This is a genomic window from Sphingobium sp. TomTYG65 (assembly GCF_055395525.1).
On the sequence record NZ_AP027330.1, the window covers coordinates 1,365,674 to 1,390,620 of the forward strand.

27 protein-coding genes are annotated in these 24,947 nt (G+C 63.5%); 14 read left to right on the forward strand and 13 right to left on the reverse strand.

Going from position 1 to position 24,947, the window contains the following annotated elements; translation table 11 throughout:
- Positions 1-285: 285 nt before the first annotated feature.
- Complete coding sequence (locus tag ACZ5Y5_RS06780; protein WP_464810398.1) at positions 286-861, reverse strand: hypothetical protein; 576 nt, start codon at positions 859-861, stop codon at positions 286-288.
- Between the two features lie 76 nt (positions 862-937).
- On the opposite strand from ACZ5Y5_RS06780, the gene ACZ5Y5_RS06785 reads away from it, so the two are divergent.
- Positions 938-1,030 (forward strand): PEP-CTERM sorting domain-containing protein, encoded by a 93-nt coding sequence (locus ACZ5Y5_RS06785; protein WP_464810399.1) that lies wholly within the window; start codon positions 938-940, stop codon positions 1,028-1,030.
- Between the two features lie 180 nt (positions 1,031-1,210).
- Here the strand turns inward: ACZ5Y5_RS06785 and ACZ5Y5_RS06790 are convergent, their stop codons facing one another.
- Entirely contained in the window at positions 1,211-1,651 is a 441-nt protein-coding gene (locus tag ACZ5Y5_RS06790; protein WP_464810400.1) for a host attachment family protein, read from the reverse strand.
- A gap of 101 nt (positions 1,652-1,752) precedes the next feature.
- Here ACZ5Y5_RS06790 and serS point away from each other — a divergent pair, with 101 nt between their 5' ends.
- From serS to rimO, 4 genes are all read left to right on the forward strand, one after another.
- Positions 1,753-3,030 carry a serine--tRNA ligase gene (gene serS / locus ACZ5Y5_RS06795; protein WP_464810401.1) on the forward strand — a complete coding sequence of 426 codons (1,278 nt, stop codon included), beginning with the start codon at positions 1,753-1,755 and terminating at the stop codon, positions 3,028-3,030.
- Positions 3,031-3,155: 125 nt separating this feature from the next.
- Complete coding sequence (gene surE, locus ACZ5Y5_RS06800) at positions 3,156-3,920, forward strand: 5'/3'-nucleotidase SurE (RefSeq protein ID WP_464810402.1); 765 nt, start codon at positions 3,156-3,158, stop codon at positions 3,918-3,920.
- A 19-nt stretch (positions 3,921-3,939) separates the two neighbouring features.
- Positions 3,940-4,998, forward strand: coding sequence for a potassium channel family protein (locus ACZ5Y5_RS06805; RefSeq protein ID WP_464810403.1), 1,059 nt, complete (start codon positions 3,940-3,942; stop codon positions 4,996-4,998).
- 38 nt (positions 4,999-5,036) lie between these two features.
- Positions 5,037-6,425 (forward strand): 30S ribosomal protein S12 methylthiotransferase RimO, encoded by a 1,389-nt coding sequence (rimO, locus tag ACZ5Y5_RS06810; protein WP_464810404.1) that lies wholly within the window; start codon positions 5,037-5,039, stop codon positions 6,423-6,425.
- Here rimO and ACZ5Y5_RS06815 read toward each other — a convergent pair.
- Both ACZ5Y5_RS06815 and ACZ5Y5_RS06820 read right to left on the reverse strand, forming a co-directional pair.
- Positions 6,398-7,246, reverse strand: a complete 849-nt coding sequence (locus tag ACZ5Y5_RS06815) for a DUF4163 domain-containing protein (RefSeq protein ID WP_464810405.1) — start codon at positions 7,244-7,246, stop codon at positions 6,398-6,400. The genes rimO and ACZ5Y5_RS06815 overlap by 28 nt on opposite strands.
- Positions 7,246-7,446, reverse strand: a complete 201-nt coding sequence (locus ACZ5Y5_RS06820; protein ID WP_464810492.1) for a hypothetical protein — start codon at positions 7,444-7,446, stop codon at positions 7,246-7,248. Before ACZ5Y5_RS06820 ends, ACZ5Y5_RS06815 begins: the two co-directional genes overlap by 1 nt.
- 143 nt (positions 7,447-7,589) lie before the next feature.
- On the opposite strand from ACZ5Y5_RS06820, the gene ACZ5Y5_RS06825 reads away from it, so the two are divergent.
- The 4 genes from ACZ5Y5_RS06825 to argC all read left to right on the forward strand — a co-directional run bounded on the left by ACZ5Y5_RS06825 (position 7,590) and on the right by argC (position 11,266).
- Positions 7,590-8,987, forward strand: a complete 1,398-nt coding sequence (locus ACZ5Y5_RS06825; RefSeq protein WP_464810406.1) for a leucyl aminopeptidase family protein — start codon at positions 7,590-7,592, stop codon at positions 8,985-8,987.
- 62 nt (positions 8,988-9,049) lie between these two features.
- The gene (locus ACZ5Y5_RS06830) at positions 9,050-9,457 is read left to right on the forward strand and encodes a MarR family transcriptional regulator (RefSeq protein WP_464810407.1); all 408 of its coding nucleotides are present in this window, start codon (positions 9,050-9,052) and stop codon (positions 9,455-9,457) included.
- The gene (locus ACZ5Y5_RS06835; protein ID WP_464810408.1) at positions 9,417-10,325 is read left to right on the forward strand and encodes a C40 family peptidase; all 909 of its coding nucleotides are present in this window, start codon (positions 9,417-9,419) and stop codon (positions 10,323-10,325) included. The genes ACZ5Y5_RS06830 and ACZ5Y5_RS06835 overlap by 41 nt, the downstream gene beginning before the upstream one ends.
- Positions 10,322-11,266 (forward strand): N-acetyl-gamma-glutamyl-phosphate reductase, encoded by a 945-nt coding sequence (argC, locus tag ACZ5Y5_RS06840; RefSeq protein ID WP_464810409.1) that lies wholly within the window; start codon positions 10,322-10,324, stop codon positions 11,264-11,266. The genes ACZ5Y5_RS06835 and argC overlap by 4 nt, the downstream gene beginning before the upstream one ends.
- A gap of 93 nt (positions 11,267-11,359) precedes the next feature.
- On the opposite strand, the gene ACZ5Y5_RS06845 is transcribed toward argC, so the two are convergent.
- The gene (locus ACZ5Y5_RS06845) at positions 11,360-11,569 is read right to left on the reverse strand and encodes a hypothetical protein (protein WP_464810410.1); all 210 of its coding nucleotides are present in this window, start codon (positions 11,567-11,569) and stop codon (positions 11,360-11,362) included.
- A 222-nt stretch (positions 11,570-11,791) separates the two neighbouring features.
- Here ACZ5Y5_RS06845 and ACZ5Y5_RS06850 point away from each other — a divergent pair, with 222 nt between their 5' ends.
- Positions 11,792-11,965, forward strand: coding sequence for a hypothetical protein (locus ACZ5Y5_RS06850; protein ID WP_464810411.1), 174 nt, complete (start codon positions 11,792-11,794; stop codon positions 11,963-11,965).
- Between the two features lie 42 nt (positions 11,966-12,007).
- Complete coding sequence (locus tag ACZ5Y5_RS06855; RefSeq protein ID WP_464810412.1) at positions 12,008-13,339, forward strand: PQQ-dependent sugar dehydrogenase; 1,332 nt, start codon at positions 12,008-12,010, stop codon at positions 13,337-13,339.
- A gap of 4 nt (positions 13,340-13,343) precedes the next feature.
- Here ACZ5Y5_RS06855 and ACZ5Y5_RS06860 read toward each other — a convergent pair whose 3' ends face one another.
- The gene (locus ACZ5Y5_RS06860; RefSeq protein WP_464810413.1) at positions 13,344-14,162 is read right to left on the reverse strand and encodes an ATP-binding protein; all 819 of its coding nucleotides are present in this window, start codon (positions 14,160-14,162) and stop codon (positions 13,344-13,346) included.
- Between the two features lie 109 nt (positions 14,163-14,271).
- On the opposite strand from ACZ5Y5_RS06860, the gene ACZ5Y5_RS06865 reads away from it, so the two are divergent.
- A complete protein-coding gene (locus ACZ5Y5_RS06865) occupies positions 14,272-15,228 on the forward strand; it encodes an L-threonylcarbamoyladenylate synthase (RefSeq protein ID WP_464810414.1) in 957 nt (318 codons plus the stop codon).
- Positions 15,229-15,264: 36 nt separating this feature from the next.
- On the opposite strand, the gene ACZ5Y5_RS06870 is transcribed toward ACZ5Y5_RS06865, so the two are convergent.
- From ACZ5Y5_RS06870 to ACZ5Y5_RS06900, 7 genes are all read right to left on the reverse strand, one after another.
- A complete protein-coding gene (locus ACZ5Y5_RS06870; RefSeq protein ID WP_464810415.1) occupies positions 15,265-15,531 on the reverse strand; it encodes a hypothetical protein in 267 nt (88 codons plus the stop codon).
- Between the two features lie 173 nt (positions 15,532-15,704).
- A complete protein-coding gene (gene msrA / locus ACZ5Y5_RS06875) occupies positions 15,705-16,238 on the reverse strand; it encodes a peptide-methionine (S)-S-oxide reductase MsrA (RefSeq protein ID WP_464810416.1) in 534 nt (177 codons plus the stop codon).
- 42 nt (positions 16,239-16,280) lie between these two features.
- Positions 16,281-17,984, reverse strand: a complete 1,704-nt coding sequence (locus ACZ5Y5_RS06880; RefSeq protein ID WP_464810417.1) for a long-chain-fatty-acid--CoA ligase — start codon at positions 17,982-17,984, stop codon at positions 16,281-16,283.
- A gap of 267 nt (positions 17,985-18,251) precedes the next feature.
- Positions 18,252-18,935, reverse strand: coding sequence for a DUF1013 domain-containing protein (locus ACZ5Y5_RS06885; protein ID WP_464810493.1), 684 nt, complete (start codon positions 18,933-18,935; stop codon positions 18,252-18,254).
- Between the two features lie 114 nt (positions 18,936-19,049).
- The gene (locus tag ACZ5Y5_RS06890) at positions 19,050-20,078 is read right to left on the reverse strand and encodes a glycosyltransferase family 4 protein (protein WP_464810418.1); all 1,029 of its coding nucleotides are present in this window, start codon (positions 20,076-20,078) and stop codon (positions 19,050-19,052) included.
- Positions 20,078-20,941 carry a UDP-2,3-diacylglucosamine diphosphatase gene (locus ACZ5Y5_RS06895; RefSeq protein ID WP_464810419.1) on the reverse strand — a complete coding sequence of 288 codons (864 nt, stop codon included), beginning with the start codon at positions 20,939-20,941 and terminating at the stop codon, positions 20,078-20,080. Before ACZ5Y5_RS06895 ends, ACZ5Y5_RS06890 begins: the two co-directional genes overlap by 1 nt.
- Before the next feature lie 100 nt (positions 20,942-21,041).
- On the reverse strand, positions 21,042-22,046 hold the full coding sequence (locus ACZ5Y5_RS06900) for an NAD(P)H-quinone oxidoreductase (protein ID WP_464810420.1): 1,005 nt from the start codon (positions 22,044-22,046) through the stop codon (positions 21,042-21,044).
- A gap of 101 nt (positions 22,047-22,147) precedes the next feature.
- On the opposite strand from ACZ5Y5_RS06900, the gene ACZ5Y5_RS06905 reads away from it, so the two are divergent.
- Positions 22,148-22,345 (forward strand): DUF1192 domain-containing protein, encoded by a 198-nt coding sequence (locus tag ACZ5Y5_RS06905; protein ID WP_464810421.1) that lies wholly within the window; start codon positions 22,148-22,150, stop codon positions 22,343-22,345.
- 156 nt (positions 22,346-22,501) lie between these two features.
- Positions 22,502-24,820 carry an ATP-dependent Clp protease ATP-binding subunit ClpA gene (clpA, locus tag ACZ5Y5_RS06910; protein WP_464810422.1) on the forward strand — a complete coding sequence of 773 codons (2,319 nt, stop codon included), beginning with the start codon at positions 22,502-22,504 and terminating at the stop codon, positions 24,818-24,820.
- The last annotated feature ends 127 nt before the right edge of the window (positions 24,821-24,947 follow it).

Sequence of the window (24,947 nt, forward strand, 5' to 3'; positions counted from 1 at the left end):
CTTATTGCCGACATTCAGGGTTAACAGCGTTGAAGTTAACCTGTTCTTTTGCGTTGTTATACGAAGGCAATAGCTTCCTGGTCATTGATGGAAACTGACATGGCTAGCGGAGCTTGAAGACGAACAAGAGTGGATCCCTATGTCGGTACGGATGGCATTGGCCAAATTATGCGCCTGCACCTGCGGTGGTGCGATCATTGGCGGCGGCGCCGTGCATGTCGCTGAGAGCGCCCGCCCGGCCGTGACCCACAGCACGAAGAGCGTGAAGGCCGCGCCCCGCAAGCGCTATGCCGTCCGCACCGTGAAGCGCAAGGTGGTCAGGACCGTGTCCTGCGCGCCGCAGACCGTCACCGTGACGACGCAGGGCGCGCCCGTTCCCCTGCCCCCGCCGATGGTGGCGGCCGAAATGCCGGTCATGTCTGGCGGCGGCGCTGCGCCCGTGGTGATGGCAGGCGGCGGCGGCTTTGGCGGCGGCGGGTTCATCGGCGGCTTCTTCGGCGGAAGCGGCGGAGGCAGCAGCGGCGGATCGGTGGTGATCTCTTCCACCAGCAGTTCGACGGGCGGCATCAGCAGCTCGACCAGTTCGACAACGGGCGGAGTTTCGACTTCGACGGGAGGGATTTCGACGTCCACGTCGACGGGCGGAGTTTCGACTTCCACTGGCGGCGTTTCGACATCGACAGGGGGCGTATCGACCTCCACTGGCGGGGTGTCCACCTCCAGCGGGAATGTCTCGACGTCGAGTGGGAATGTCTCGACCTCCAGCGGCAATGTTTCCACCTCTAGCGGGAACGTGACCAGCAGCTCGTCCACCTCCAGCTCCACGTCGAGTTCGACGTCCAGCTCGTCCTCATCGTCCACTTCTTCTTCGACGAGCAGTTCCTCGTCCAGTTCCTCCAGCAGCTCGGGCGGATCGAGCAGCAGCGGCGGGACCGATGTGCCCGCGCCGCCGATGGTGCTGCTGTTCGGTGCTGGTGCAGTTGCACTGCTGGCGCGGCGGCGGTTCGCGGAGCGGAAGGTTAAGGGCTGAGCGGCAGAGCCATTGCAGCCCTTCGGCGGGACCTATGCCCGAACGCACGATGGATCCTGAAACGAGTTCAGGATGACGGAGGCAGAAAAAGCAGTTCAAGGGTGACCAAATTGGGCAGGTCACCAAGGGGGGAGAAGGGCGGCCGGTGGGGGCCGCCCTTTTTCGTTAAGCCAGCGCCCCTCAACTCTGAGCGATGATCTTTTCGATTTCCGGCACCGGATGGTTGGCCAGGTCTTTCGCGATTTCGCCAACCAGGCGGCTTTGCACTTCCTTGTGATAATGTTTGCGCATTTCGCCCAAGGCGGTCGGCGGGGCGATGACGATCAGCTTGTCATATTCATTGGACAGGGCACGTTTCTTTAGAAGTTCGGCTGCCTCGGCCGCGAAGCGGACCTCTTCCAGTTCGTGAAAATCGGTCTGCTGCATGGCACTCCGGTGACTGCCCACCGAGTTGAATGCGCGCCCAGGCGCGTCGGACGCCTGATCCCGATCATAGGGATTTTCTTGCAGCTTTACGATTTCAGCTTCCAGATTGGGAGCCATGCGGTCTCCCTTGTTCCGGAAGAAGAGCATCTTGCGCCCATCGGCAACCAGCACCATTGCGCCATGATCGATCCACATTAGCGGCTCCTTTCCTGATATTTCCCCGAATTGTTACAGGACAAACGGACGGGAGCGCGCGGGGTTGCGCGGTTCGGCGCGGAACGGCATAGGGCTGACCCATGCACGACATCCGTTTCATCCGCGAAAACCCCGCAGCTTTTGACGCTGGTTTAGCACGGCGCGGCCTGGTTTCCCAGAGCAGCGAGATACTGGCGCTGGATGAGCAGAGCCGCGCAATCAAGACGGAACTGCAGCAGGGTCAGGCCCGCCGTAACGAAGCCAGCAAGGCGATCGGCGCGGCCATGGCAGCCAAGGACATCGAAAAGGCCGACGCGCTGAAGTCGGAAGTCGCTGCGCTGAAGGAGAGCATGCCCGCGCTGGAGGAGGAGGATCGGCAAGTCTCCGAGCAGCTCCATGCCCTGCTGGCCGCCATTCCCAACCTTCCCGCCCCCGATGTGCCGGAGGGCGAGGATGAGGCGGCAAATGTCGAAGTGAGCCGCTGGGGCGAGCCCCGGCAGTTCAGCTTCACGCCGCAGGATCATGCAGATTTCGGCCCTGCGCTGGGGCTGGACTTTGAGGGCGGGGCCGCATTGTCCGGGGCGCGTTTCACGGCGCTGCGGGGGCAGATGGCGCGGCTCCATCGGGCGCTGGCGCAATATATGCTGGATCGCCAGTCGGGCGAAAATGGCTATGAGGAAGTGAACCCGCCGCTGCTGGTGCGGGACGAGGCGCTGTTCGGCACAGGGCAGCTGCCCAAATTCGCCGAGGATCTGTTCCGGACGACCGATGGGCGTTGGCTGATCCCCACGGCTGAAGTCAGCCTGACCAATCTGGTGCGCGAGCAGATTGTCGACGTTGCGAGCCTGCCGCTGCGGTTGACCGCCCTCACCCCCTGTTTCCGGTCTGAAGCGGGATCGGCGGGGCGGGACACGCGCGGCTTTATCCGCCAGCATCAGTTCGAGAAGGTGGAACTGGTGGCGATCTGCAAGCCCGAAGAGTCCGAAGCCGAGCATGAGCGCATGTGCGCTGCGGCCGAAGGCGTGCTGCAGGCGCTGGGCCTGCCCTATCGCAAGATGCTGCTGTGCACCGGCGACATGGGCTTTGGCGCGCGCAAGACCTGGGATTTGGAGGTCTGGCTGCCGAGCCAGCAGACCTATAGGGAGATCAGCTCCGTTTCGAATTGCGGGGACTTCCAGGCGCGGCGGATGAATGCGCGCTACAAGCCGGAAGGCGAAAAGCAGACACGCTTCCTGCACACGCTGAACGGGTCGGGGCTGGCCGTGGGCCGCACGCTGGTGGCGGTGCTGGAAAATTACCAGCAGGCCGATGGCAGCGTGATCGTGCCTGAGGTGCTGGCGCCTTATATGGGTGGGATTACGAAGCTGGAGCCGCGGTAAGCGCGCCTTACCTCTCGTCACCCCAGCGGACGCTGGGGTCGCCGGGACAGGTGGCGCGCCTCCTCATGAGATCCCAGCTTACGCTGGGAAGACGGTGACTGGGATATTGGGAGTCTTTGTAAAACATGCGTATCCTGCTCACCAATGATGATGGCGTTCACGCTCCGGGCCTGAAGGTGCTGGACGAGATTGCGCGCACGCTGTCGGACGATATCTGGATCGTGGCGCCCGCCGAGGAGCAGTCGGGCGCGGGGCATAGCCTGACGCTCACCCGGCCGCTGCGCATCCGGCAGCATGGCGAAAAGCATTATAGCGTCACCGGCACGCCCACCGATGCGGTGATGATGGCGGTCGGGCATCTGATGAAGGACGCGCAGCCCGATCTGGTCCTGTCCGGCGTCAATCGCGGGGCCAATCTGGCCGAGGACGTCACCTATTCGGGCACCGTCTCTGCCGCGATGGAGGGCGCGATTTCCGGGATCAAGTCGATTGCGCTGAGCCAGGTCTATGCGCGCGAGGGGATGGGCGATGCGGTGCCCTTTGCCGCTGCCCGCGCCTGGGGCGAGAAGGTGCTGCGGCCGCTGATCGACATGCCCGCCAGCCCTCGCCTGCTGTTCAATGTGAACTTCCCGGCGATAGATCCAGAGGAGGTCAAGGGCATCCGCGTGGTGCGGCAGGGCTTTCATGATGTGGACCGCACGATGATCGTCGAGGGAACCGATCCGCGAGGCTACAACTATTACTGGTTTGGTCTGGGCAGCAGTTCGGCCGTGCCGGAGGGCAGCGATCTGGCCGCCATTGCAGAGGGATATGTGACGGTGACGCCGCTTCATTATGACCTGACGCAGGATAGTGCGATGGCGGCGACGGCGCGGCTGTTCGAGGAGTGAGAGGACGGCCACACCCGCGATGAGAATCAACCCCGCCCGCCCTCCCCTGGCCCAAACCGGCTTCTTGCGGCGGCGGTCGTCCATGCCGGTGTGGGCCGATCTGGCGTGGCGGGTGGCGCTGGTGTTCGGGCTGATCTCGCTGGTGCTGGCGTTGCACTGGTTCGGGCGCGAGGGGCTGAAGGACAATCTGGATAACCAGATCAGCTTCGTCGACGTACTCTATTTCACGACCGTGACCGTGACCACGGTCGGCTATGGCGATATCGTGCCGGTGAGCCCGCACGCGCGATTGTTCGAGGCGCTGCTGGTGACGCCGATCCGCCTGTTTGTCTGGCTGATCTTTCTGGGCACGGCCTATAATCTGTTTTTCCGCAACATCTTCTACAGGTGGCGCATGGCTCGCATTCAGGCCGATCTGCATAATCATATCGTCGTCACCGGCTTTGGCACCAGCGGCAGTGAAGCCGTAAGGGAGCTGCTGGCGCGGGGTGTCGATCCGCGCGAGATCGTGGTGGTCGATCCGCAGGAAAAGCCGCTGGTGGAGGCGGAGGATCTGGGCTGTAACGTAATGTGCGGCGATTCGACGCGGGACAAGACGCTGAAGGATGTGGCGATCGACCGGGCGCGGACGATGATCGTGTCGGCCGGGCGGGACGATACGTCGATCCTGATCACGCTGACGGCCCGACATCTGGCGCCGCGCCTGCCGATCAGCATCGTGGTGCGCAATGAAGATAATGAGCTGCCCGCGCGGCAGGCTGGCGCGACGACGGTAATCAACCCGGTGAGCTTTGCCGGGCTGCTGCTGGCGGGGAGCACGAGCGGGCGGCATATCGCGGACTATATGGCGGACTTGGCGGCTTCGGGCGGGGAGGTGAAGCTGTATGAGCGGGTGGCGCTGCCGGAGGAGATTGGGCGGCCGCTGTCCGCGATCAACACCGGCCTTGGCGTGCGCATCTACCGGGGCGAACGGGTGATCGGCTTCTGGGAAGAAAGCGCGCAGACGCTGGAACCGGGCGACCTTATCATCGAGATTGTTCAAGGGGATGCGGCCGGCCGAGCGCGCGATCTTGCCTGATCTTTCCGTCCCGCGTGACATTTGGCGCAAAAATCCCTATGTGCGCGCCGATCATGGCAACCAAAATTCCTGAAGCGCCGAAGGTCGGCATGGTGTCGCTCGGCTGTCCCAAGAACCTGGTCGATTCCGAGCGCATCCTGACCAAGCTGCGGTCCGATGGCTATCGGATGTCGGCGGACTATGCCGGTGCGGACGTTGTTCTGGTGAATACCTGCGGCTTCCTCGATTCCGCAAAGGAAGAGTCGCTGGAGGCGATTGGCGAAGCGATCGCGGAAAATGGCCGCGTCATCGTGACGGGCTGCATGGGCGACGAGGCGGAACTGATCCGCCAGAAATTCCCGCAGGTGCTGGCCGTTACGGGCGCGCATCAATATGAGCAGGTGGTGAATGCGGTGCATGACGCATCACCGCCGGTGCCCAACGCCTTTGTCGATCTGGTGCCCGAGGGCGGCCTGAAGCTGACGCCGCGGCATTACAGCTATCTGAAGATTTCGGAGGGCTGCAATCATCGCTGCTCCTTCTGCATCATCCCTTCCATCCGGGGCGATCTGGTATCGCGGCGGGTGGATGCGGTGCTGCGGGAGGCGGAGAAGCTTGTCTCCGCGGGCACGAAGGAACTGCTGGTGATCAGCCAGGATACGTCGGCCTATGGCGTCGATATCCGCCATGAGCCGCGCAGCTGGAAGGGGCGCGAAGTGCGCGCGCACATGACTGACTTGGCGCGCGAGTTGGGACGGCTGCGCACGGCCGAGGGTACGCCGCCCTGGGTAAGGCTGCACTATGTCTATCCCTATCCGCATGTGGATCATGTGATCCCGCTGATGGCCGAGGGACTGCTGACGCCCTATCTCGACATTCCGTTCCAGCATGCCTCACCCAATGTGCTGAAGGCCATGAAGCGGCCCGCGAACGAAGCGAAGGTGCTGGACCGTATCCGCAAATGGCGAGACATCTGCCCGGATATCGCGATCCGCTCATCCTTCGTCGTCGGCTTCCCCGGTGAGACGGAGGCGGACTTCCAATATCTGCTCGACTGGCTGGACGAGGCGCAGCTGGATCGCGTGGGCGCTTTCCGGTTCGAGCCCGTGGAAGGCGCGGCGGCCAATGATCTGCCGGGCGCTGTGCCCGAAGAGGTGAAGGAAGAACGCTACCAGCGCATCATGGAGAAGACCGCCGCGATCAGCGCCGCGAAGCTCCAGGCGAAGGTCGGACGCGTGCTGCCGGTCATCCTCGACGAGGTTGGCGAGGCTGATGAAGATGGCTCCATCGGCGCGACCGCACGCAGTCAGGCGGATGCGCCGGAGATCGACGGCAATGTGTTCCTGCGCGATGTCGGCGACGGGCGGCAGGCTGGCGACATCTTCGACGTACTGATCGAAGATGCCGACGAGCATGACCTTTATGGGGTGCCGGTAAAGGCGTCCTGATATTCCGTCTTGATCGCCTTGCGCATGGCGGCATCCACCGGCAGCACGACTTCGTAAGTGCCTTCGGAATAGGGACCGGCGCTGTAAGGAGCGATGACGACCTTGATCGCGTCGATCAGCTTGCCGCCGCTGGAGATGGGGACCAGCACTTCCTTCATCGGGTCGATGCACTGGGTGAAGGGATCGTCGCCCCGCATGATCGGGCCGCCGCGTTTCTTCGCCCTCGCCTTGTCCAGCCCGTCACAGAAGCGATCGTGGATGGCGGCAGCGAAGTCGGAGGGTGACGTCATGACGGCGCGGATGCTCGTCTCCCGCTTGCGCGCCTTGTCCCATAGCAGCGCGTCATAGCCCGTCATCCCATGCGCCCCGCCGGTGTAGGTGTAGCGGCTGGATTGGAGCGAGAGGAAGCGCGGCGTATCGGCGGCGACTGTCCAGCGGGTTTCCAGGCTGTGCGCGTGGAAGGGAAAGCCAGATTGCTGCGCGGACTTGCGGTCCTCCTCGGCCATTTTCAGCGCGTCCGCCCTGCCCGTTTCCATGTCCTTGCGGAATTTGGCTTCAATGGCCGGCACCGCCGCCGCCTCAGCGGGCCAGGCGTAGAGAAATTCCAGCAAGCCGGTCTTTTCGGACTGCTGGAAAGGCTTGGCGGGTGGCGCGGGCTGCTCCTCCCCCGCCATCCGATTGACGAAATTCGCCGTCGCGATGTCGTTGCGGCTGTCCTGCGCGCCGCTTGCCGCCTCATCCTTGGGAGACGGCGAGCAGGCGCAGAGAAGCAGGGCCAACCCGAAGAATGGCCCCACCTTCCCCCTATGGCAACGCTGCATCAATGCGGCTTGGCTGCCAGACAACGTTCGCTGATCGCCTTGCGCGTATAGCTGCTCTGCAGCGCGGCGGCGGCATTCGCCCAACCTTCCGCGACCAAGGCTTTTTCGACCGCATGCGCGCCATCATAGCGCCCACTTTCGGCCAGTTGATAGGCGCGCGCACGAAGGGCCTGAAGCCGCGCGTCGTCACCGTGCATCATCATGTCTCTCTCCTTCTTTTTGCTTGGGGCCAGTCTATGCCTGTTCCCCGCGCCGCGCAAATATGGTTGGGGGCAGACCGAGACAGCGGCTCGACGAAAATGGGGCTTTCCAACCTTGCCGTCCTTGTCCAGACTTCAACGCCATGACCGATTATGCCGACCTGCTGAAAGCGGATAACAATCAGCCCGCCCATATGATCCAGATTATCGATGCGGAGGGCTTTGAAAGCTGGCTCGCCGCTCAGCCCGACCGGGTGCGCGCCATCGTCGCCGCGCAGAAGTTCGCGGGCAAAGGCTATGAGCATGCGATAATCCCCGGCGAAGGCGCGGCCGACTGGTCCGTCGTTGCAGGCGTCGCCAATGCCGGGAAGCTCAGCAGCTGGTGCCTCGCCAAGCTGGCGGACGTCCTGCCCGAGGGGCTGTATCGGCTAAGCGGTGCGAGTGCGGGCGCTGCGATGCTGGGATGGCTGACGGCGCAATATCGCTTCGATCGCTATCGCCGCGATGAAAATGCGGCGGGACCGCGCGTGCTGCTGACCAGCGAGATCGCGCAGATCGAGCCCGCTGTCCGGCTGGCGCAAGCCGTGGCGCTGGTCCGCGATCTGGTCAATGTCCCGGCAGGCGACATGGGTCCGGCGGAGCTGGAAGCGGAGACGGCGAAGCTGGCAAAGGAGTTTGGCGCGAAGTTGACCGTGACCAAGGGCGATCCGCTGGAACAGGGTTTCCCGATGATCCATGCGGTGGGCCGGGCGGCGGGCAAGGCATTCTCGCCGCGCCTTATCGAACTGCATTGGGGCGAGCCCAGCCATCCCCGCCTGGCCGTGATCGGGAAGGGCATTTGTTTCGACAGCGGGGGGCTGGACATCAAGCCGTCATCGGCGATGCGCCTGATGAAGAAGGACATGGGCGGAGCGGCGCATGCGTTGGCACTGGCGCGCTTGATCATGGGCGCACGCCTGCCGGTGCGGCTGCACCTGTTGATACCGGCGGCGGAGAATGCGGTCGGCGGCAACGCCTTTCGGCCCGGCGACATATTGCGCAGCCGCAAGGGGTTGACGGTGGAAATCGGCAATACTGACGCTGAAGGGCGGCTGGTACTGGCTGACGCTCTGGCATTGGCGGGCGAGGAGGAGCCGGAACTGGTCATTGACTATGCGACGCTGACGGGCGCGGCGCGGGTCGCGGTCGGGCCGGATCTGCCCGCACTCTTCACCAATGACGACCAGCTTGCGGCGGAGATGGACGCGGCGGGCAGCGAAGCCGATGATCCCACATGGCGCCTGCCCCTGTGGGACGGCTATGCCGAGATGCTGAAATCCGACATCGCCGACATCAACAATGCAGGCGAAGGCGGCTTTGCCGGGGCGATCACCGCGGCGCTGTTCCTGAAGCGTTTCGTGCCGGAAGGGGCCAAATGGATCCACCTCGACACGTTCGCCTGGCGCCCCTCCCCCAAGCCCGGCCGTCCAAAGGGTGGCGAGGCACTGGGCCTGAGGGCGGTTTTCCACATGCTGCAGCAACGCTATGTTAAATCAGAGTAGAAATGATCCTGTAGTGTGAGGCCGTTACGCAACCGGATTGGCCATTGTGCGTTACGGGGGGCATGGATGCCGCCTCTGCACAGGATCAGACTACTGAGCTGAACCGCCCGGGTCTGAAGCCACTTGCCCAATGGATGCAAACGCTGGTCGATTATGTGCGATCCGGTAAGCCCGATCTCACGAACCGGCAAATGGCCTTGATGATGACCGTTTACATCACATCAGGCCCCCATACGGTGCGGGGACTCGCAGAAGCCTTGCACGTATCGAAACCGGTCATCACGCGCGCGCTGAACAAGCTATCGGCGCTCGGCTACCTCCGCAGGGAGCGGGATGCGGCCGATCGGCGCAATATTTTCATCACCCGGACCCCCAAGGGGGCGGAATTCCTTGACGCCTTTCACCATTTCATCGCAGGAACCGGCCGCGATGAACGCCACGACCACTCCTCCGCGGAACGCACCGCCTGAACGTATCCGTTTCAAACTGGACGGCCGCTCTGTCACGCTCGACAGCCGCATCCATGCGGCGCGCGGCGATTTGGCGGACCTGTCGCTGGCGGGGGTGCTGTTTTCGGCCCATTATGCCCGCGCGGTCGAACTGACCTGCGTTGCTGCTGGCGCGCCGCTGCTCTCTGCGCCCGCTATCACCGCCACGGCGGTCAGCGAATTGCTGCGCGGCGAAAGCTTTCATGCGCTGGACGTCACGACAGACTGGGCCTGGGGCTTTTGCGGCCATGACGGCTATGTCGGCTATGTCCGGCGCGAGGCGCTGGATGTGCACGAAGAAACGAACCACCGGGTCTTCGCTGGCACCGCACCGCTGTTCGGCGCACCCGATATCAAGTCGCCGATCCGGGATTATTGGCCAGGCGGCGCATTGTTCACCGGCGAAGCAGACGGCAAGTTCATCGCCTGCGCCGAAGGCTATGTGCATGAACGGCATGCGGTGCACGCCGACGCGCTGGAAAGCGACTGGGTCGCGGTGGCGCTGCGCTATCTGGGCCAACCCTATGTGTGGGGTGGACGGGGCCATCGGGGGATCGACTGTTCTGGACTGGTGCAGGTGGCGCTGGGCCAATGCGGGATCAAGGCGCCGCGCGACACCGACCTGCAGCGCGAAGATATCGGCGCGCCCCTGCCGTCGGATGAGCCGCTGAAGCGCGGCGACTTCGTCTTCTTTCCGGGCCATGTCGGCATCATGACGGACGGCGAAAATCTGCTGCACGCCAATGCTCATTGGATGGCGGTGGTCGTGGAGCCGCTGGCGGATGTGGTTGCGCGGCTGGCCGGCGATCATGCGGAGCCCATCATTTCGCGGCGGAGGATCGGCGCGTGACCCACAAGATATTCATCGATGGCGGAGTCGGCACGACCGGCCTGGAAATTGGCGAGCGGCTGGCGGGACGGCCTGAACTGTCCTTCATTACGCTGGACGAGGATAAGCGGAAGGATGCGGCCGCCCGGCGGGAGGCGCTGAACGCTGCCGACATCGTCATCCTGTGCCTGCCGGATGATGCAGCGCGCGAAGCCGTGGCACTGATCGACAATGACCGCACGCGGGTGATCGACGCATCCACCGCGCACCGGGTCGCGGAAGGCTGGACCTATGGTTTTGCCGAGCTGGAGCCGGGTCATCGGGAAAAGCTGGCCAATGCGCGCTTCGTGTCCAATCCGGGCTGCTGGCCGACGGGTTTCCTTGCTCTGGTCCGGCCGCTGGTGCTGGCGGGGCTGATCCCGGCGGACTGGCCGGTCACCGTGTCGGGCGCGTCGGGCTATTCGGGCGGCGGCAAGGCCATGATCGCGGAGTTCGAGGCGGCCGAGGGCGCGCCGAGCGCCTTCCGGCCCTATGGGCTCAGCCTGACGCACAAGCATATTCCGGAGATGCAGCGCTATTCGGGCTTGGCCCATCCGCCGATCTTTGCGCCAGCAGTCGCCAACGCCTATCGCGGCATGATCGTCGAAGTGCCGCTACAGTTGCGGGCGATGGCGGGTACGCCGAAGGTGGCTGATGTGCATGCGGCGTTGGCGGAAGCTTATGCCGGATCGCCGATCGTCAGCGTTGCGTCGCCGGAGGATAGCGCGGCGACCGGACAGGTTGCGCTGGAACATGTCGGCGCGACGGACCGGCTCGCGCTGTTCGTATTCGGCAATGAGGCGGCGGGCCAGGTGCGGCTGATGGCGGCGCTGGATAATCTGGGCAAGGGCGCGGCGGGCGCGGCGGTGCAGAACCTCAATATATTGGCGGGACTGCCGGAGACGGCCGGGTTGCGGCTTTAGCCTCCCGGCTTCCGTTTGCTTGAGGCAAGTTCGAGAAGCCGCGCATTACCTGTCTCGACGTCGTTCGAAACGAACGGCGTTAGTGATGGCCGATCAATGCACCGTACCGAGCGGCGCTTCATGGGCCAGCAGGATGATCAGCCGCTCGATCTGCCGCCAATGGCAGAAATGGATATAGTTGCCGAGGTCGCGGCTGCGGTCTGCGCGGGCGGCGGCTTCATAGCCTGCATTGTCGCCGAATGAGGCCATGAGTTCCGCCGCATCCTCATAGCTCTTTCGATCCGAAAGATATGGCAACTGCATGGCGACCCCCCGAAACTTCACGAACCCCGATGGGGATCGCGACTCAAATTGCGTGCCATTTCCGTGGTTTGACGCATCGCTGCGCCTTTGGAGGGTGAACGGCACGTTAGCCAAGTCCCGATGCGGCACAGATGTCCAAAGACGGGACCGCGCGCGTCCCGATATGGCGCAGGCGGGAAAGCTGCTGGCATTGCCGCGCCTGCCGTGGCAAGGGCTCGCGGGATGACCAACGGCAAGAAAAATCCGACCGGCGCGGGCGCCATCATCGCCCTCCTGATCCTGGCTGGCGCGATCCTGGGCGGCATGCTGGGCCAGCCAAGCGCGGGGCTGCTGACCGGCGCGGCGCTAGGCGGGGTGATCGCACTACTGCTCTGGTTGCGCGAACGGGGCCAATAGCGCGCCTTGCCGCGCGGTCCATCGCAGCATAGACAGGGCGGCATGAAGAAGCATCTGATCGCCATCACCCTTATCGTCCTGGTCCTCGTCGCGGGCGTGATTTTCTATTTCGCGCAAGGGGATAAGGCGCAGCTGGCGGCAGGCGCGGATACGGGCAAGGAGCCGGTCTTCACCGCACCGCGCAGTGAGCTGATCCCGACGATCAAAGTCGCCGACGTGAAGGGATGGGCCGCTGGCGAGAAGCCGGTTGCGGCCAAGGGCCTGACCGTGGCGCGCTTCGCCGAAGGCCTGTCGCACCCCCGGTCGATGCTGGTCCTGCCCAATGGCGACATATTGGTGGCCGAGACGAACAGCCCGCCCCGACCGAGCGGCGGCATCGTCGATCGTGTGATGGTCCATCTGATGGACAAGGCGGGCGCGGGCGTGCCTTCGGCCAATCGGATCACATTGCTGCGCAACGCGGATGGCGACGGCCGGGCCGAGGTAAAGACGGCGTTCCTGACGGGGCTGAACTCGCCCTATGGCATGGCGCTGGTCGGCGACACGCTCTATGTCGCGAATACCGATGCGCTGATGGCTTTCCCCTACAAGGCGGGAGAGACGCGGATCACCGCCAAAGGGCGCAAGATTCTGAACCTGCCCGCCAATGCGCCCAACATGCACTGGACCAAGAGCCTGGTGGCAAGCCCCGAAGGGCTGCTCTATGTCGGCGTCGGTTCCAACAGCAATATCGGTGAAAATGGCCTGGACGGCGAGGCTAATCGAGCCGCCGTGCTGGAGGTCAATCCGAAGACCGGCGGCTATCGCATCTATGCTTCGGGGCTGCGCAACCCTGTGGGACTGGCGTTCGAGCCGAACAGCAAGGCGCTGTGGGGCGTTGTCAATGAACGTGACATGCTGGGCAGCGACCTGGTGCCCGACTATCTGACGCGGGTGGAATTCGGCGCATTCTACGGCTGGCCCTGGAATTATTGGGGCGGTTATGAGGATCGCCGCGTCCAGCCGCAGCGTCCGGAGGTGCGGGAATATACCAAGCGGCCCGACTATGCGCTGGGCAATCATGTCGCACCGCTGGGACTGGCCTTCGCCGACAAGGTGAAGATCGGCGGGTCCTTCGCGAACGGTGCCTTCGTGGGGCTGCACGGCAGTTGGAATCGCAAGCCTGTGGCGGGTTACAAGGTCGTGTTCGTGCCCTTCGCCGCCAATGGCGAGGTGGGTAAGGGCAAGCCCGTTGATGTGCTGACCGGTTTCCTGAACGCCGATGGCGACGCGCACGGACGGCCGGTCGATGTCGCGGGCGATGCGAAAGGCGCGCTGCTGGTCAGCGACGATGTGGGCAATGTGATCTGGCGGGTGACCGGCTCGAAACAATAAGCGGTCAGATGGCGAGGCCGCTGCGCCCCGCCAGCTCGACGACATATTGCCACGCGACCCGGCCCGAACGGCTGCCGCGCTGCGTCGCCCACTGGATGGCCTCCAGCGGATCGAAGCTGAGGCCGAGGCTGGCCGCATAGCCGCTCACAATATCCACATAGGCTTGCTGATCGATTGCGTGAAAACCGAGGCTGAGGCCGAAGCGGTCGGACAGCGCCATCTTGTCGTCGATCACATCGCGCGGATTGACGGGATCGTCCTGCTCCGAAAGGTGACGCGGGACGATGTGGCGGCGATTGGACGTCACATAAAGGCGGACATTGGCGGGACGCGCGGCGGTGCCGCCCTGCAGCAAGGAGCGCAGCGCGCGGGCATCGCCCACGCCATTTTCATCGAAGCCCAAGTCATCAAGGAACAGGATGAAGGGCCGCTGCGTCGCGCGCAGGAGGGAGAAGAGACGCGGCAGGCTGGCCAGTTGATCGATCGCGCATTGCAGCAGGGCTATGTCCGCGCCCTCACGCTGAAGCTGGTCGATGACCGCGGCGACAACCGCCGACTTGCCCGTCCCCCGCGCGCCCCAGAGCAGCACGTCATGCGCGGCATGGCCCGCAGCATGGCGGCGGGTATTTTCCAGCAGCGTCGCCTTTTGCGCGTCGATGCCGGTCAGCAGGTCGTAATTGACCGGGTCGAAGGCGTCGACCGCCTGTATCGCCGTTCCATCCCACACATAGGCGGGGGCGCCGGCGAGGTCAGCGGAGGTGGCGGGCGGCGGCGCGATGCGTTCGAGCGCTTCGGCGATGCGGCTCAAGACATTGTCGTTCATGGGCCGGACTTAGCCCCCCTCCCCCGCCCCGGCAAGCCGCGCGGCCCTGTCATTCTTCTGTAGTAATGGACTTTTACTCTCCGCCCGCGAAGCTTATACCGCTGGGGCCGTGACCATCCCAAATACTGCCTTTTCCACCCGGATCTGCCGCTATGGCGCCGAGGCGCTGCGCGAGGCCGCGCTGCTGATCCGTGCTGGCGAGCCGGTCGCCGTGCCCACCGAGACTGTTTACGGGCTCGCCGCCGATGCGACGGACTCCGGCGCGGTCGCCGCCATCTACAGCGCTAAGGGGCGGCCGAGCTTCAACCCGCTGATCGTCCATGTCTCCGACCGGGAGATGGCCGAACGGCTGGCGGTATTTTCCCCTGTCGCCGGAAAGCTGGCTGCGCGCTTCTGGCCCGGTGCGCTGACGATGGTCCTGCCGGTGCGGGAAACGAGCGGCCTGTCGCCACTGGTGATGGCGGGCCTGCCGACGGTCGCGCTGCGGCTACCCGCGCACCCCGCCATGCGCGCGCTGATCCGGGAAAGCGGACGACCCCTCGCCGCCCCGTCCGCCAATCGGAGCGGCGCGATCAGCCCGACGCGGGCGGAGCATGTTCTGGCCAGCCTCAATGGCAAGGTGCGTCTGATCCTGGACGAAGGGCCGACGAGCGAAGGACTGGAATCGACGATCGCTGCGCCCGAAGAGGACCGTATCCGGCTGCTGCGGCCGGGCCCGGTGACGGCGGCGATGCTGGAGCAGGCGACGGGCTTGCCCGTGGTAACCGGGACAGCCGAGGCGAAGATCGAAGCGCCGGGGCAGCTGGAAAGCCATTATGCGCCATCCAAGCCGGTGCGGCTGAATGCGTTGCGGGCGGAAAAGGATGAATATCTGATCGGCTTTGGCCTGATGCCCTGCAATGTGAATTTGAGCCCCGACGCCGATGTGCAGGAAGCGGCGGCGAATTTATTCGCGGCGCTGCATATCGCCGACGCGAGTGCCGCTTCGCATATCGCTGTTGCGCCGATACCGGATGTGGGGATTGGGGTGGCGATCAACGATCGGTTGAGGCGGGCGGCGGCCTAGGGTCCCTTCTCCGCCCTCATGGTCGGTGAGGTCGGCTCAGTCGCAATCCTCATAACCCGCGCGGCGGCATTCTCGGCGGCGTTGCTCCTCGGCTTTCTTGCGTTCCTTGCCCTCGCGCGCCTCTTGCTCGCGCATGCGGCGGCCGTAATTGCGGTCGGCTTCGTCCTGGCTGGTGGTGGCCCAGTCGGCGGCCTGCGCCCCTGCGCGGACCGGCAGCGTGGCGACGTCGAGAGCGGTCTTTGCGATGCAGCCGGGAAGCATGAGCATTGCCCCGGTTGCGGCCAGTATCGCGGATATGCGCATTGAACGTCCCCTGTAGCTGTCCGCCCGCCATGGCATAGGTCAGATTAACCTTGGCCTAAGAGACTTTAGAGCAGGATGACATTACCCTGATCCGTGCGCTTCGAGCGTCGAGAAGCGGAAAGGGCAACGCCCGCGTTTCTCGACTGCGCCCGAAACGAACGGAGGCCGCCTGCCTAACCCTCGACCCGCTCGGCAAAGCCCTTGCGCAGCTTGGCGAGTTTGGGCGGGATGACGGCCATGCAATAGGGGTTCCGATCGCCGACCCGTTCCCAATATTTCTGGTGATAATCCTCGGCCGGATACCAAGGCGCGTCGGGTTCGATCGTGGTGACGATCGGATTGCGGTAATCCGGCTGCGCGCGGGCGATGGCGGCTTGCGCCGCAGCTTCCTGCTCGGGCGAATGGGGGAAAATGGCAGAGCGATATTGAGTGCCGACGTCGTTGCCCTGCCGATTGAGGGTCGTCGGATCATGCGTCGCAAAGAAGATGTCGAGCAGGTCGCCATAGGAAATCACGTCCGGATCATAGGCAATGCGGATCGCTTCGGCATGGCCGGTCGCGCCGGAACAGACCTGTTCATAGCTGGGGTCGGGCAGTTGCCCGCCGATATAGCCGCTCTCGACCGAACGGACGCCCTTCAGATTTTGATAGACTGCCTCGGTGCACCAGAAGCAGCCGCCTGCCAGCGTCGCAATGTCTTCGGCCATGTGCCTGTTCCTTATCCTGTGTGGCCACGAAGATAGGATCAGTCAGGCGGCGGTTCCAGCCTTGGCAGCGGCTTCCGCCTTCGCCCGCTCCTCGGCGACCAGTTCCTTGCGCGACAGCTTGCCGACGAGCGTCTTGGGCAGGTTCAGGCGAACTTCCACATCGCAGACCTTCTCATGCTTGCCGAGTTGCGGATTGAGCCATGCCTTGAGGCCCTCCCCGTCAATCTCCGCCCCTTCCTGAAGCGTCACGAAGGCCTTGGGACATTCGCCGCGATAGGTGTCCGGGATGCCGATTACGAGCGCTTCCTTGACCGCCGGATGGTGGTAGAGAACTTCCTCCACCTGGCTCGGGAAAACCTTGAAGCCGCCAACGGCGATCATGTCCTTCAGCCGATCGACGATCTTCACATAGCCATCTTCATCGATCAGGCCGACATCGCCGGTGCGCAGCCAACCGTCGATGAACACTTCCTTGTCGGCGTCGGGCCGCTGCCAATAGCCTTTCATGATCTGCGGACCGGAAAAGACCAGTTCGCCGGGCTCGCCGGGCGGCGGCGGGCGGCTTGGGTCTTCGCGATCCACCAGCTTCACATGGGTGCCGGGGATCGGCTGGCCCACCGTGCCGGGCTTGTTCAAGCCCTCATAAGGGTTGGAGCAGACGACCGGGCTGCTTTCGGTGAGGCCATAGCCTTCGCAGAGCTTGGCGCCTGTCGCCGCCTCGAACCGCTGCTTGAGTTCCAGCGGCAGGGGCGCGCCGCCCGAAATACAAAGGCGCAGCGATGAAAAATCGATGTTCGGCGTCGCTGGATGGTCCAGCAGCGCCTGATACATGGTCGGCACGCCAGGCATGGAACTGGGCTTCGTCCGCTGGATAGCGGCCAGCACCTGCACGGCTTCGAAGCGAGGCAGCATCACCATCTCGCCGCCGTTCAGGACGGTGCGGTTGAGGACGCAGGTGTTGGCGAAGACATGGAAGAAGGGCAGCACCGCAATGATGCGGTCGGCAGCTTCGGGATGCGGATCGATCAGGCGGACCTGCCGTGCATTGGCGGTCAGGTTCTGGTGCGTCAGCATCGCGCCCTTCGGCCGTCCGGTGGTGCCGCCGGTATATTGCAGCAGGGCGACGTCATTGACCGGATCGATGGCAACTGGCGTGGGGTCGTCTCCATGGCGCAGCAGGTCGGCATAGTTGGTGATCCGGGGATCATGCGGCAGGGGCGCGGTTTCGCTGCGTTTGAAGATGCGGAAGAGGACCGACTTGGCGGGCGGAAGCGCTTCGGCGACGCAGCCGACGACCAGCCGTTCCAGACTGCTGTTATCCAGCACTTCCAACGCGGTCGGCAGCAACGCCTTGGCAGAGAGGGTGAAGAGTATCTTGGTCCCGCTATCCTCGACCTGATGTTCCAGTTCGGCGGCGGTGTAGAGGGGCGAGAAGTTGACCACTGTCGCCCCGGCCATCATCGCTCCATAATAGCCCGCGACATAATGGGGGACGTTGGGGAGGTAGAGGCCGACGCGATCGCCCTTTTGCACGCCCATATCCTGCAGGCCCTTGGCGACCCGGCGGATCATGAGAAGCATGTCGCCATAGCTGGTCTTGCGGCCAAGAAAGTCGATCATCACCGCGTCGGGCTTCGCCGTCGCGCTGTTCACGACCATGTCCACCATCGACATGGGGGGGAAGGACTGATCCCAGGGTGAGGGATGATTATAGCGGTCCAGCCAGACCTGCTCGCTGCTCTCCATTGCTGAAGGTGTAAGTGAGGTGGTTGCTTTACGCAAGCGTAAAGCAGGGAGGTGAGTTTGGTTTGATTAGGAGGTCAACGAGTGCGCCGCTGCCCCCCCGTTCGTTCGAGCCCTTCGGCTGCCCGCCAAGACAGGCGGTCAGGACGGGCCAAGGTCGAGAAACGATATGGTGCCGCTTGCCCTTTCTCAGCTTCGCTCGAAACGAACGAACGTGGGAGCGCGCAGCAGGGATCCGTCCGCTCCAGGCGAGCGGACGGACCTAGACGATCAAACCTGACCCTGATTGTCGCTGAAGGGATCGAGGATTTTCGCGGCGCCCGAAATCAGTTCGGACTCGCTCTTCAGCGCTTCCTCGGCGCGACGCGCGGCGTCCTGGCGTTCGCGGCGCAGTTCCTCGATCAGCGCTTCACGGTCGCCGTCCAGACGGGAGTCCGTGGGCGCTTCGATACCGGCCTTCTTCGCGGCCTTCGACACCAGCGCGTCCAGTTCACGCTGCGAGCAGAGGCCGAGCGTCACCGGATCCTTGGGCACGATGTTGGAAATGTTCCAGTGGGTGCGGTCACGGATCGCGGCGATGGTGGTGCGGGTCGTGCCGATCAGCTTGCCGATAGCGCCGTCCGAAATTTCCGGATGATTGCGCAGTATCCAGGCGATGCCATCGGGCTTGTCCTGGCGCTTGGAAACCGGCGTGTAGCGCGGGCCCTTGGTGCGGCGGACGGGTTCAGGACCCTTCAGCATTTTCAGGCGGTAATCCGGGTTTGCTTCGCCCTTGTGGATTTCATCCATGGTGATTTCATGCGCACGGACGGGGTCGCGGCCGGTATATTTGATGCCGGCGGTATCATCGGCAATCGCCTGCACTTCCAGGATGTGGAGCCCGCAAAATTCCGCGATCTGATCAAAGCTCAGCGCGGTATTGTCGACCAGCCAGCTGGCTGTCGCATGGGGCATGAGAGGCTGGGACACGGGTATTCTCCGGCACTAAAAATGACAAGGGCCGCCCAAGCAGGGCGGCCACGCCCGATTTGAGATAGTGCATGAAGCCCCGCGGAGCAAGGAAAAGCGTCAGGCTGCGCTGTCCATGACGGCCGGGTCGATGCAGTGAAGCCCGGTCAGGAATTCCTCAGCGCTACGTTGCCAGCTGAAGCTGCGGCCATGCGCTTCGCAGGCGGCGCGGCTGCACCGTAGCGCGGCGGCGATCGCATCGTCCAGCCGGTCCGACAGCGCACCGCATTCGGGCGTAACGATGTCGATCGGGCCGGTCACCGGGTAGGCCGCAACCGGCGTACCGCACGCCAGAGCCTCTATCATCACCAGGCCAAAGGTATCGGTGCGGCTGGGAAAGACGAATACATCCGCGCCCGCATAGACCCCCGCCAGTTCTTCACCAAACAGGGCGCCCAGGAAATGCGCGTCGGGATAGGCCCGCTGAAGGTCGGCACGCGCGGGGCCGTCGCCGACCACGATCCTGCTGCCTGGATGACCGCTGGCGAGGAAAGCTTCCAGATTTTTCTCCACCGCGACCCTGCCGACATAAAGCTGGATCGGGCGAGGCAGACCGGCGAACTGCGCCGGCGGTTTAGCGCCGGGCGTGAAGGAGGCAAGGTCCACGCCCCTGCCCCATGGCCGCACCTGTGCCAACCCATGGGCGCAAAGCTGCTGCCGAACTGAGCGCGTCGATACCAGCACTGCCTGCGCAGGGCCATGAAACCAGCGGATGTATGACCAAAACCAGCTCGCAGGCAGGCCAGTGCGGCGGGCCACATAGTCGGGAAAGTGCGTGTGATAGGCGGTGGTGAACGGCACAGCGCTGCGCAGGCACCAGCGCCGGGCGGCAAGGCAGAGAGGCCCTTCGGTCGCAAGGTGCACCGCGTCCGGCTGAAAGGCGGCGATCGCCTGGCCAATCACGGCAGAGCGGACAAAGGCGAGGCGGATTTCCGGATAGGTCGGGCACGGTATCGAGCCGTAGAGATCCGGGGAGATCACCTTGACCGCATGCCCCCTGCCCTCCAACTCCGCCTGGATAGTCTGGAGCGTCCTTACCACCCCATTGACCTGTGGCGACCAGGCGTCAGTGACGATGATGATCCGCATCAGGCAGCGAGCCGCGCCTGTTCGGCAGAGCCGCGCGCCGCGAGTTCATCGGCCCAGTGCAGCACTTCCATCCGGCCGTCGAAATGCTCGACCAGTGCAGTGCAGCCTTCGACCCAGTCGCCGTCATTATAATATTGGACGCCGCCAATCTCGCGCATCTCGGCATTGTGGATATGGCCGCAGACGACGCCATCGACGCCGCGGGCTCCAGCCTCATGCGACACCACTTCTTCGAAGCGGGAGATGAACTCGACGGCATTCTTGACCTTGTGCTTGGCCATTTTGCTGAGCGACCAATAGGGCAGCCCCATGCGCTGACGGACGGCGTTCACGACGACGTTCAGGCGCATCAGCAAGCTGTAGGCGGCGTCGCCCACAAAGGCGAGCCAGCGATGGGCCAGCATGATCGTGTCGAATTCGTCGCCATGCAGCACCAGCAACTTGCGGCCGTCGGCGGTTTCATGGATCGCCTTGCGCCGTATCTCCACCCCGCCGAAGCTGAGGCCGGTGAACTGGCGGAACATCTCGTCATGATTGCCGGGAATATAGACGACGCGCGTGCCGCGCTTGGCACGTTTCATCACACGCCAGACCACATCATTATGCGCGGCGGGCCAGTAGAAACGTCTCTTGAGCCGCCAGCCGTCGATGATGTCGCCGACCAGATACATGGTCTCGCTATCGACGCTGTCCAGAAAATCGATCAACAGCTTGGCGTTGCAGCCGCGCGTGCCGAGGTGGATGTCCGAAATCCAGATCGTGCGATAGCGGCGGCGCTTGCCCGTGCGTTCCGGTGTGTCGAAACGATCAACGCGCCCTTCTTCAATGTCAGCCAAGAAGGGCAAGCGCGTTATGGCATTCATGATGCGATCCCTGGAGCTATTGTCCTCGGGACCGAATCCTTAGCGCCGCAATGTTACAACTCCGCGCGGAATGTGACGGAAATGCTACCTTTAGGCCGGGTCAGACGGTCAGCACGATCTTCCCGAAATGCTCGCCCGCGTCCATCCGGGCATGCGCTTGCGCTGCTTCGACAAGAGGAAAACGCCGGTCCATCGCAGGTCGCAGCTTGCCTTCTTCGACGAATGGCCAGACCACTCTCGCCAGTTCGTCAGCCACCAGGCTTTTGAAGGCGGAAGAACGTGGCCGCAGCGTCGATCCGGTCAATGTGAGCCGCCTGGTCATGATCGCTGGCAGGAATATGCTGGCTTTGGGACCGCCCAACACTGCGATGGTGACGTGGCGGCCATCTTCCGCGAGGCACTGGAGATTGCGCGGCACATAGTCACCGCCGACCATGTCCAATACAGCCTGCACGCCCTGCCCGCCGGTGATGCGGCCGACTTCCTCGACAAAGTCCTGATCACGATAGTTGATCGCATGGTGAGCGCCCCATGCCTTCGCCTGGTCGCACTTGGCGTCGCTGCCGCAGGTGACGATGATCGTGATATCGAAAAGACGGCAGAGCGAGATCGCCATGGTGCCGATGCCGCTGGTCCCGCCATGCACCAGCACGGTGTCGCCGCCGACCACATAAGCGCGCTCGAACAAATTGGTCCAAACGGTGAATAGCGTTTCGGGCAAGGCGGCAGCTTCGACGAGGTCATAGCCATCCGGGACCGGGAGACACTGGCCCGCCGGGGCGACCGCATATTCGGCATAGCCGCCGCCCGGAAGCAACGCGCATACACGCTGGCCGATCAACTGTCCGGCATTGCCGCCCGCCGCGACGATCGTGCCGGAAACCTCCAGCCCGGGGATGTCGGATGCGCCAGGCGGCGGCGGATATTTGCCCTGCCGCTGCAGGACGTCGGGCCGGTTCACCCCTGCCGCCGCGACCCGGATCAGCACTTCGCCTGATGCTGGACGGGGGACAGGGCGGCGCTCGGGCACCAATGCCTCCGGACCGCCGGGGACGGGAATCGCGATCGCCGTCATCTCATCGGGCAACGCATTCTCAAACGCCATGATGGCCGTCCCCCAGCAGCAATGTTGCACCGCACCTGAATTCGACAAGCGGTTCAAGGGCCTTATTGACAGACCAGCCCCGGCGGTCAACATTAGCGTCTATGGACATGGACGACGATCTGCCTCGCAAGATTGATGATCCGCTGGCCCAACTGCTTCGACAGGATTTGGGTCCCTTGTCCGTTGCCGATCTGGAGGAGCGCGTCAGGGCGCTCGAGGGCGAAATAGCTCGAACAAGATCAAAGATTGAAGACGCCGTTAACCACAAATCAAGTGCCGAGGCGTTATTCAAGCGATGAACCCGCGCCCCGCCCCTTGCGGCCCTGACATGGGCTTCACCGGGCACGGGCAGTCTGGCAATTCCGGCGGTCAAGGTTCGCTCCTTGATCTGCCGTCGAGCAATGCCGACATATGGTTTAAGTCAGCCCCTCTGCGGGCTCAGGAGTAGAATAGAAATGCCATCTTTCGCACCCGCCCTTGAAACCACCCTGCACAACGCACTGACCCACGCGTCGGAGCGCCGTCACGAATATGCGACGCTGGAGCATCTGCTCCTCGCGTTGATCGATGACGAACATGCATCCAAGGTGATGCAGGCGTGCGGCGTGGAGTTGGGCGAATTGGGCGACGCCGTCACCCAATATCTCGACAGCGAACTCGACAGTTTGAAGGTGGAGGGCTCAAGCGATCCCTCGCCCACCAGCGGCTTCCAGCGCGTGGTTCAGCGCGCGATCCTGCATGTGCAGTCTTCCGGAAAAGATGAAGTGACGGGAGCCAATGTGCTCGTCGCGCTTTTCTCGGAAAGGGAGAGCTACGCCGTCTATTTCCTCCAGCAGCAGGACATGAGCCGCCTGGATGCCGTCAGCTATATCAGCCACGGCGTCGGCAAGGGTACTGCCGTTCCTGAACAGCGCGAAACCAAAGGCGCTCAGGAAGAGGAAAAGAAAGCGCAGGACAGCAAGGGCAAGAAGGACAGTGCCTTGGAGCAGTTCACGGTCAACCTCAATGAGAAGGCGGCGCGGGGCAAGGTTGACCCGCTGATCGGCCGCGCTTCGGAAGTCGATCGGACGATCCAGATCCTGTGCCGCCGGTCGAAGAACAACCCGCTCTATGTGGGCGATCCGGGCGTGGGCAAGACTGCGATCGCAGAGGGCCTGGCGCGCAAGATCGTCGAGGGCGAGGTTCCCGATGTCTTGAAGGAAGCGGTGATCTACTCGCTCGACATGGGCGCGTTGCTCGCGGGCACCCGCTATCGCGGCGATTTCGAAGAACGGCTGAAGGCGGTCGTCACCGAACTGGAAAAGATGCCGCATGCGGTTCTCTTCATTGACGAGATCCACACGGTGATCGGCGCGGGTGCGACCAGCGGCGGCGCGATGGATGCGTCCAATCTGCTGAAGCCCGCTCTGTCGGGCGGCACGATCCGCTGCATCGGCTCCACCACCTACAAGGAGTTCCGCAACCATTTCGAGAAGGACCGGGCCTTGCTGCGCCGGTTCCAGAAGATTGACGTCAACGAACCGACGGTCGAGGACACGATCAAGATTCTCGCCGGGCTGCGCAGTGCCTTTGAAGAGCATCATAACGTCAAATACACCCCCGACGCGATCAAGGCGGCGGTGGAATTGTCAGCGCGTTACATCAACGACCGCAAGCTGCCGGACAAGGCGATCGACGTGATCGACGAAGTCGGCGCGATGCAGATGCTGGTGGTGCCGAGCAAGCGCAAGAAGACGATCACCCCGAGGGAGATCGAGCAGGTCATCGCGACCATGGCCCGCATCCCTCCCAAGACCGTCTCGGCCGACGACAAGTCGGTGCTGGAAACGCTCGACACCGATCTGAAGCGTGTCGTGTTCGGCCAGAACCGGGCGATCGAGGTGCTCTCCTCCGCGATCAAGCTGTCGCGGGCGGGCTTGCGCGATCCGGACAAGCCGATCGGCAACTATCTCTTCTCCGGCCCCACCGGCGTCGGCAAGACGGAAGTTGCACGGCAGCTGGCGAACTTGCTCGGCATTCCGCTCCAGCGGTTCGACATGTCCGAATATATGGAACGGCACTCGGTCAGCCGCCTGATCGGCGCTCCTCCGGGCTATGTCGGCTATGACCAGGGCGGCCTGCTGACCGATGCTGTGGATCAAAATCCGCACAGCGTGCTGCTGCTGGACGAGATCGAGAAGGCGCATCCCGACCTGTTCAACATCCTGTTGCAGGTGATGGATAATGGCCGCCTGACCGATCACCATGGCAAAACGGTGGATTTCCGCAACACCATCCTCATCATGACCACCAACGCTGGTGCGTCGGACATGGCGAAGGAAAGCATCGGCTTTGGCGAGCTGACGCGCGACGATGTGCAGGAGGATGCGGTGAAGAAGCTCTTCACCCCGGAATTCCGCAACCGTCTCGATGCCATCGTGCCGTTCGGCTATCTGCCGCCGGAAATCGTGGCACGGGTCATCGACAAGTTCGTGCTTCAGCTCGAACTGCAGCTCGCCGATCGCGACGTCCACATCACGCTGGATGACGAGGCGAAGGCATGGCTCACCAAGCGCGGCTATGACAAGCTCTATGGCGCGCGTCCGATGGGCCGTCTGATGCAGGAGAAGATCAAGCAGCCGCTGGCTGAGGAACTGCTGTTCGGCAAGCTGGTGCATGGCGGTGAGGTCCATGTCCGGCTGAAGGACGACGCCCTCGCCTTCGAGATCACCCCCGCCGCCCCGAAGAAGGGCAAGAAGGGTGGGAAGTCGAAGCCCGCGGAATCAGCGAAATAGGCCTCGCTCATCGAGCGTCAAATTGCAGAAGGGCGGCTCTGTTAAGCCGCCCTTTTTTTATTGAACAGACCCCCCGGAATTTTTCATTTTTCGCGCGGAGGCGCAGAGGACGCCGGGATAGCAGCTT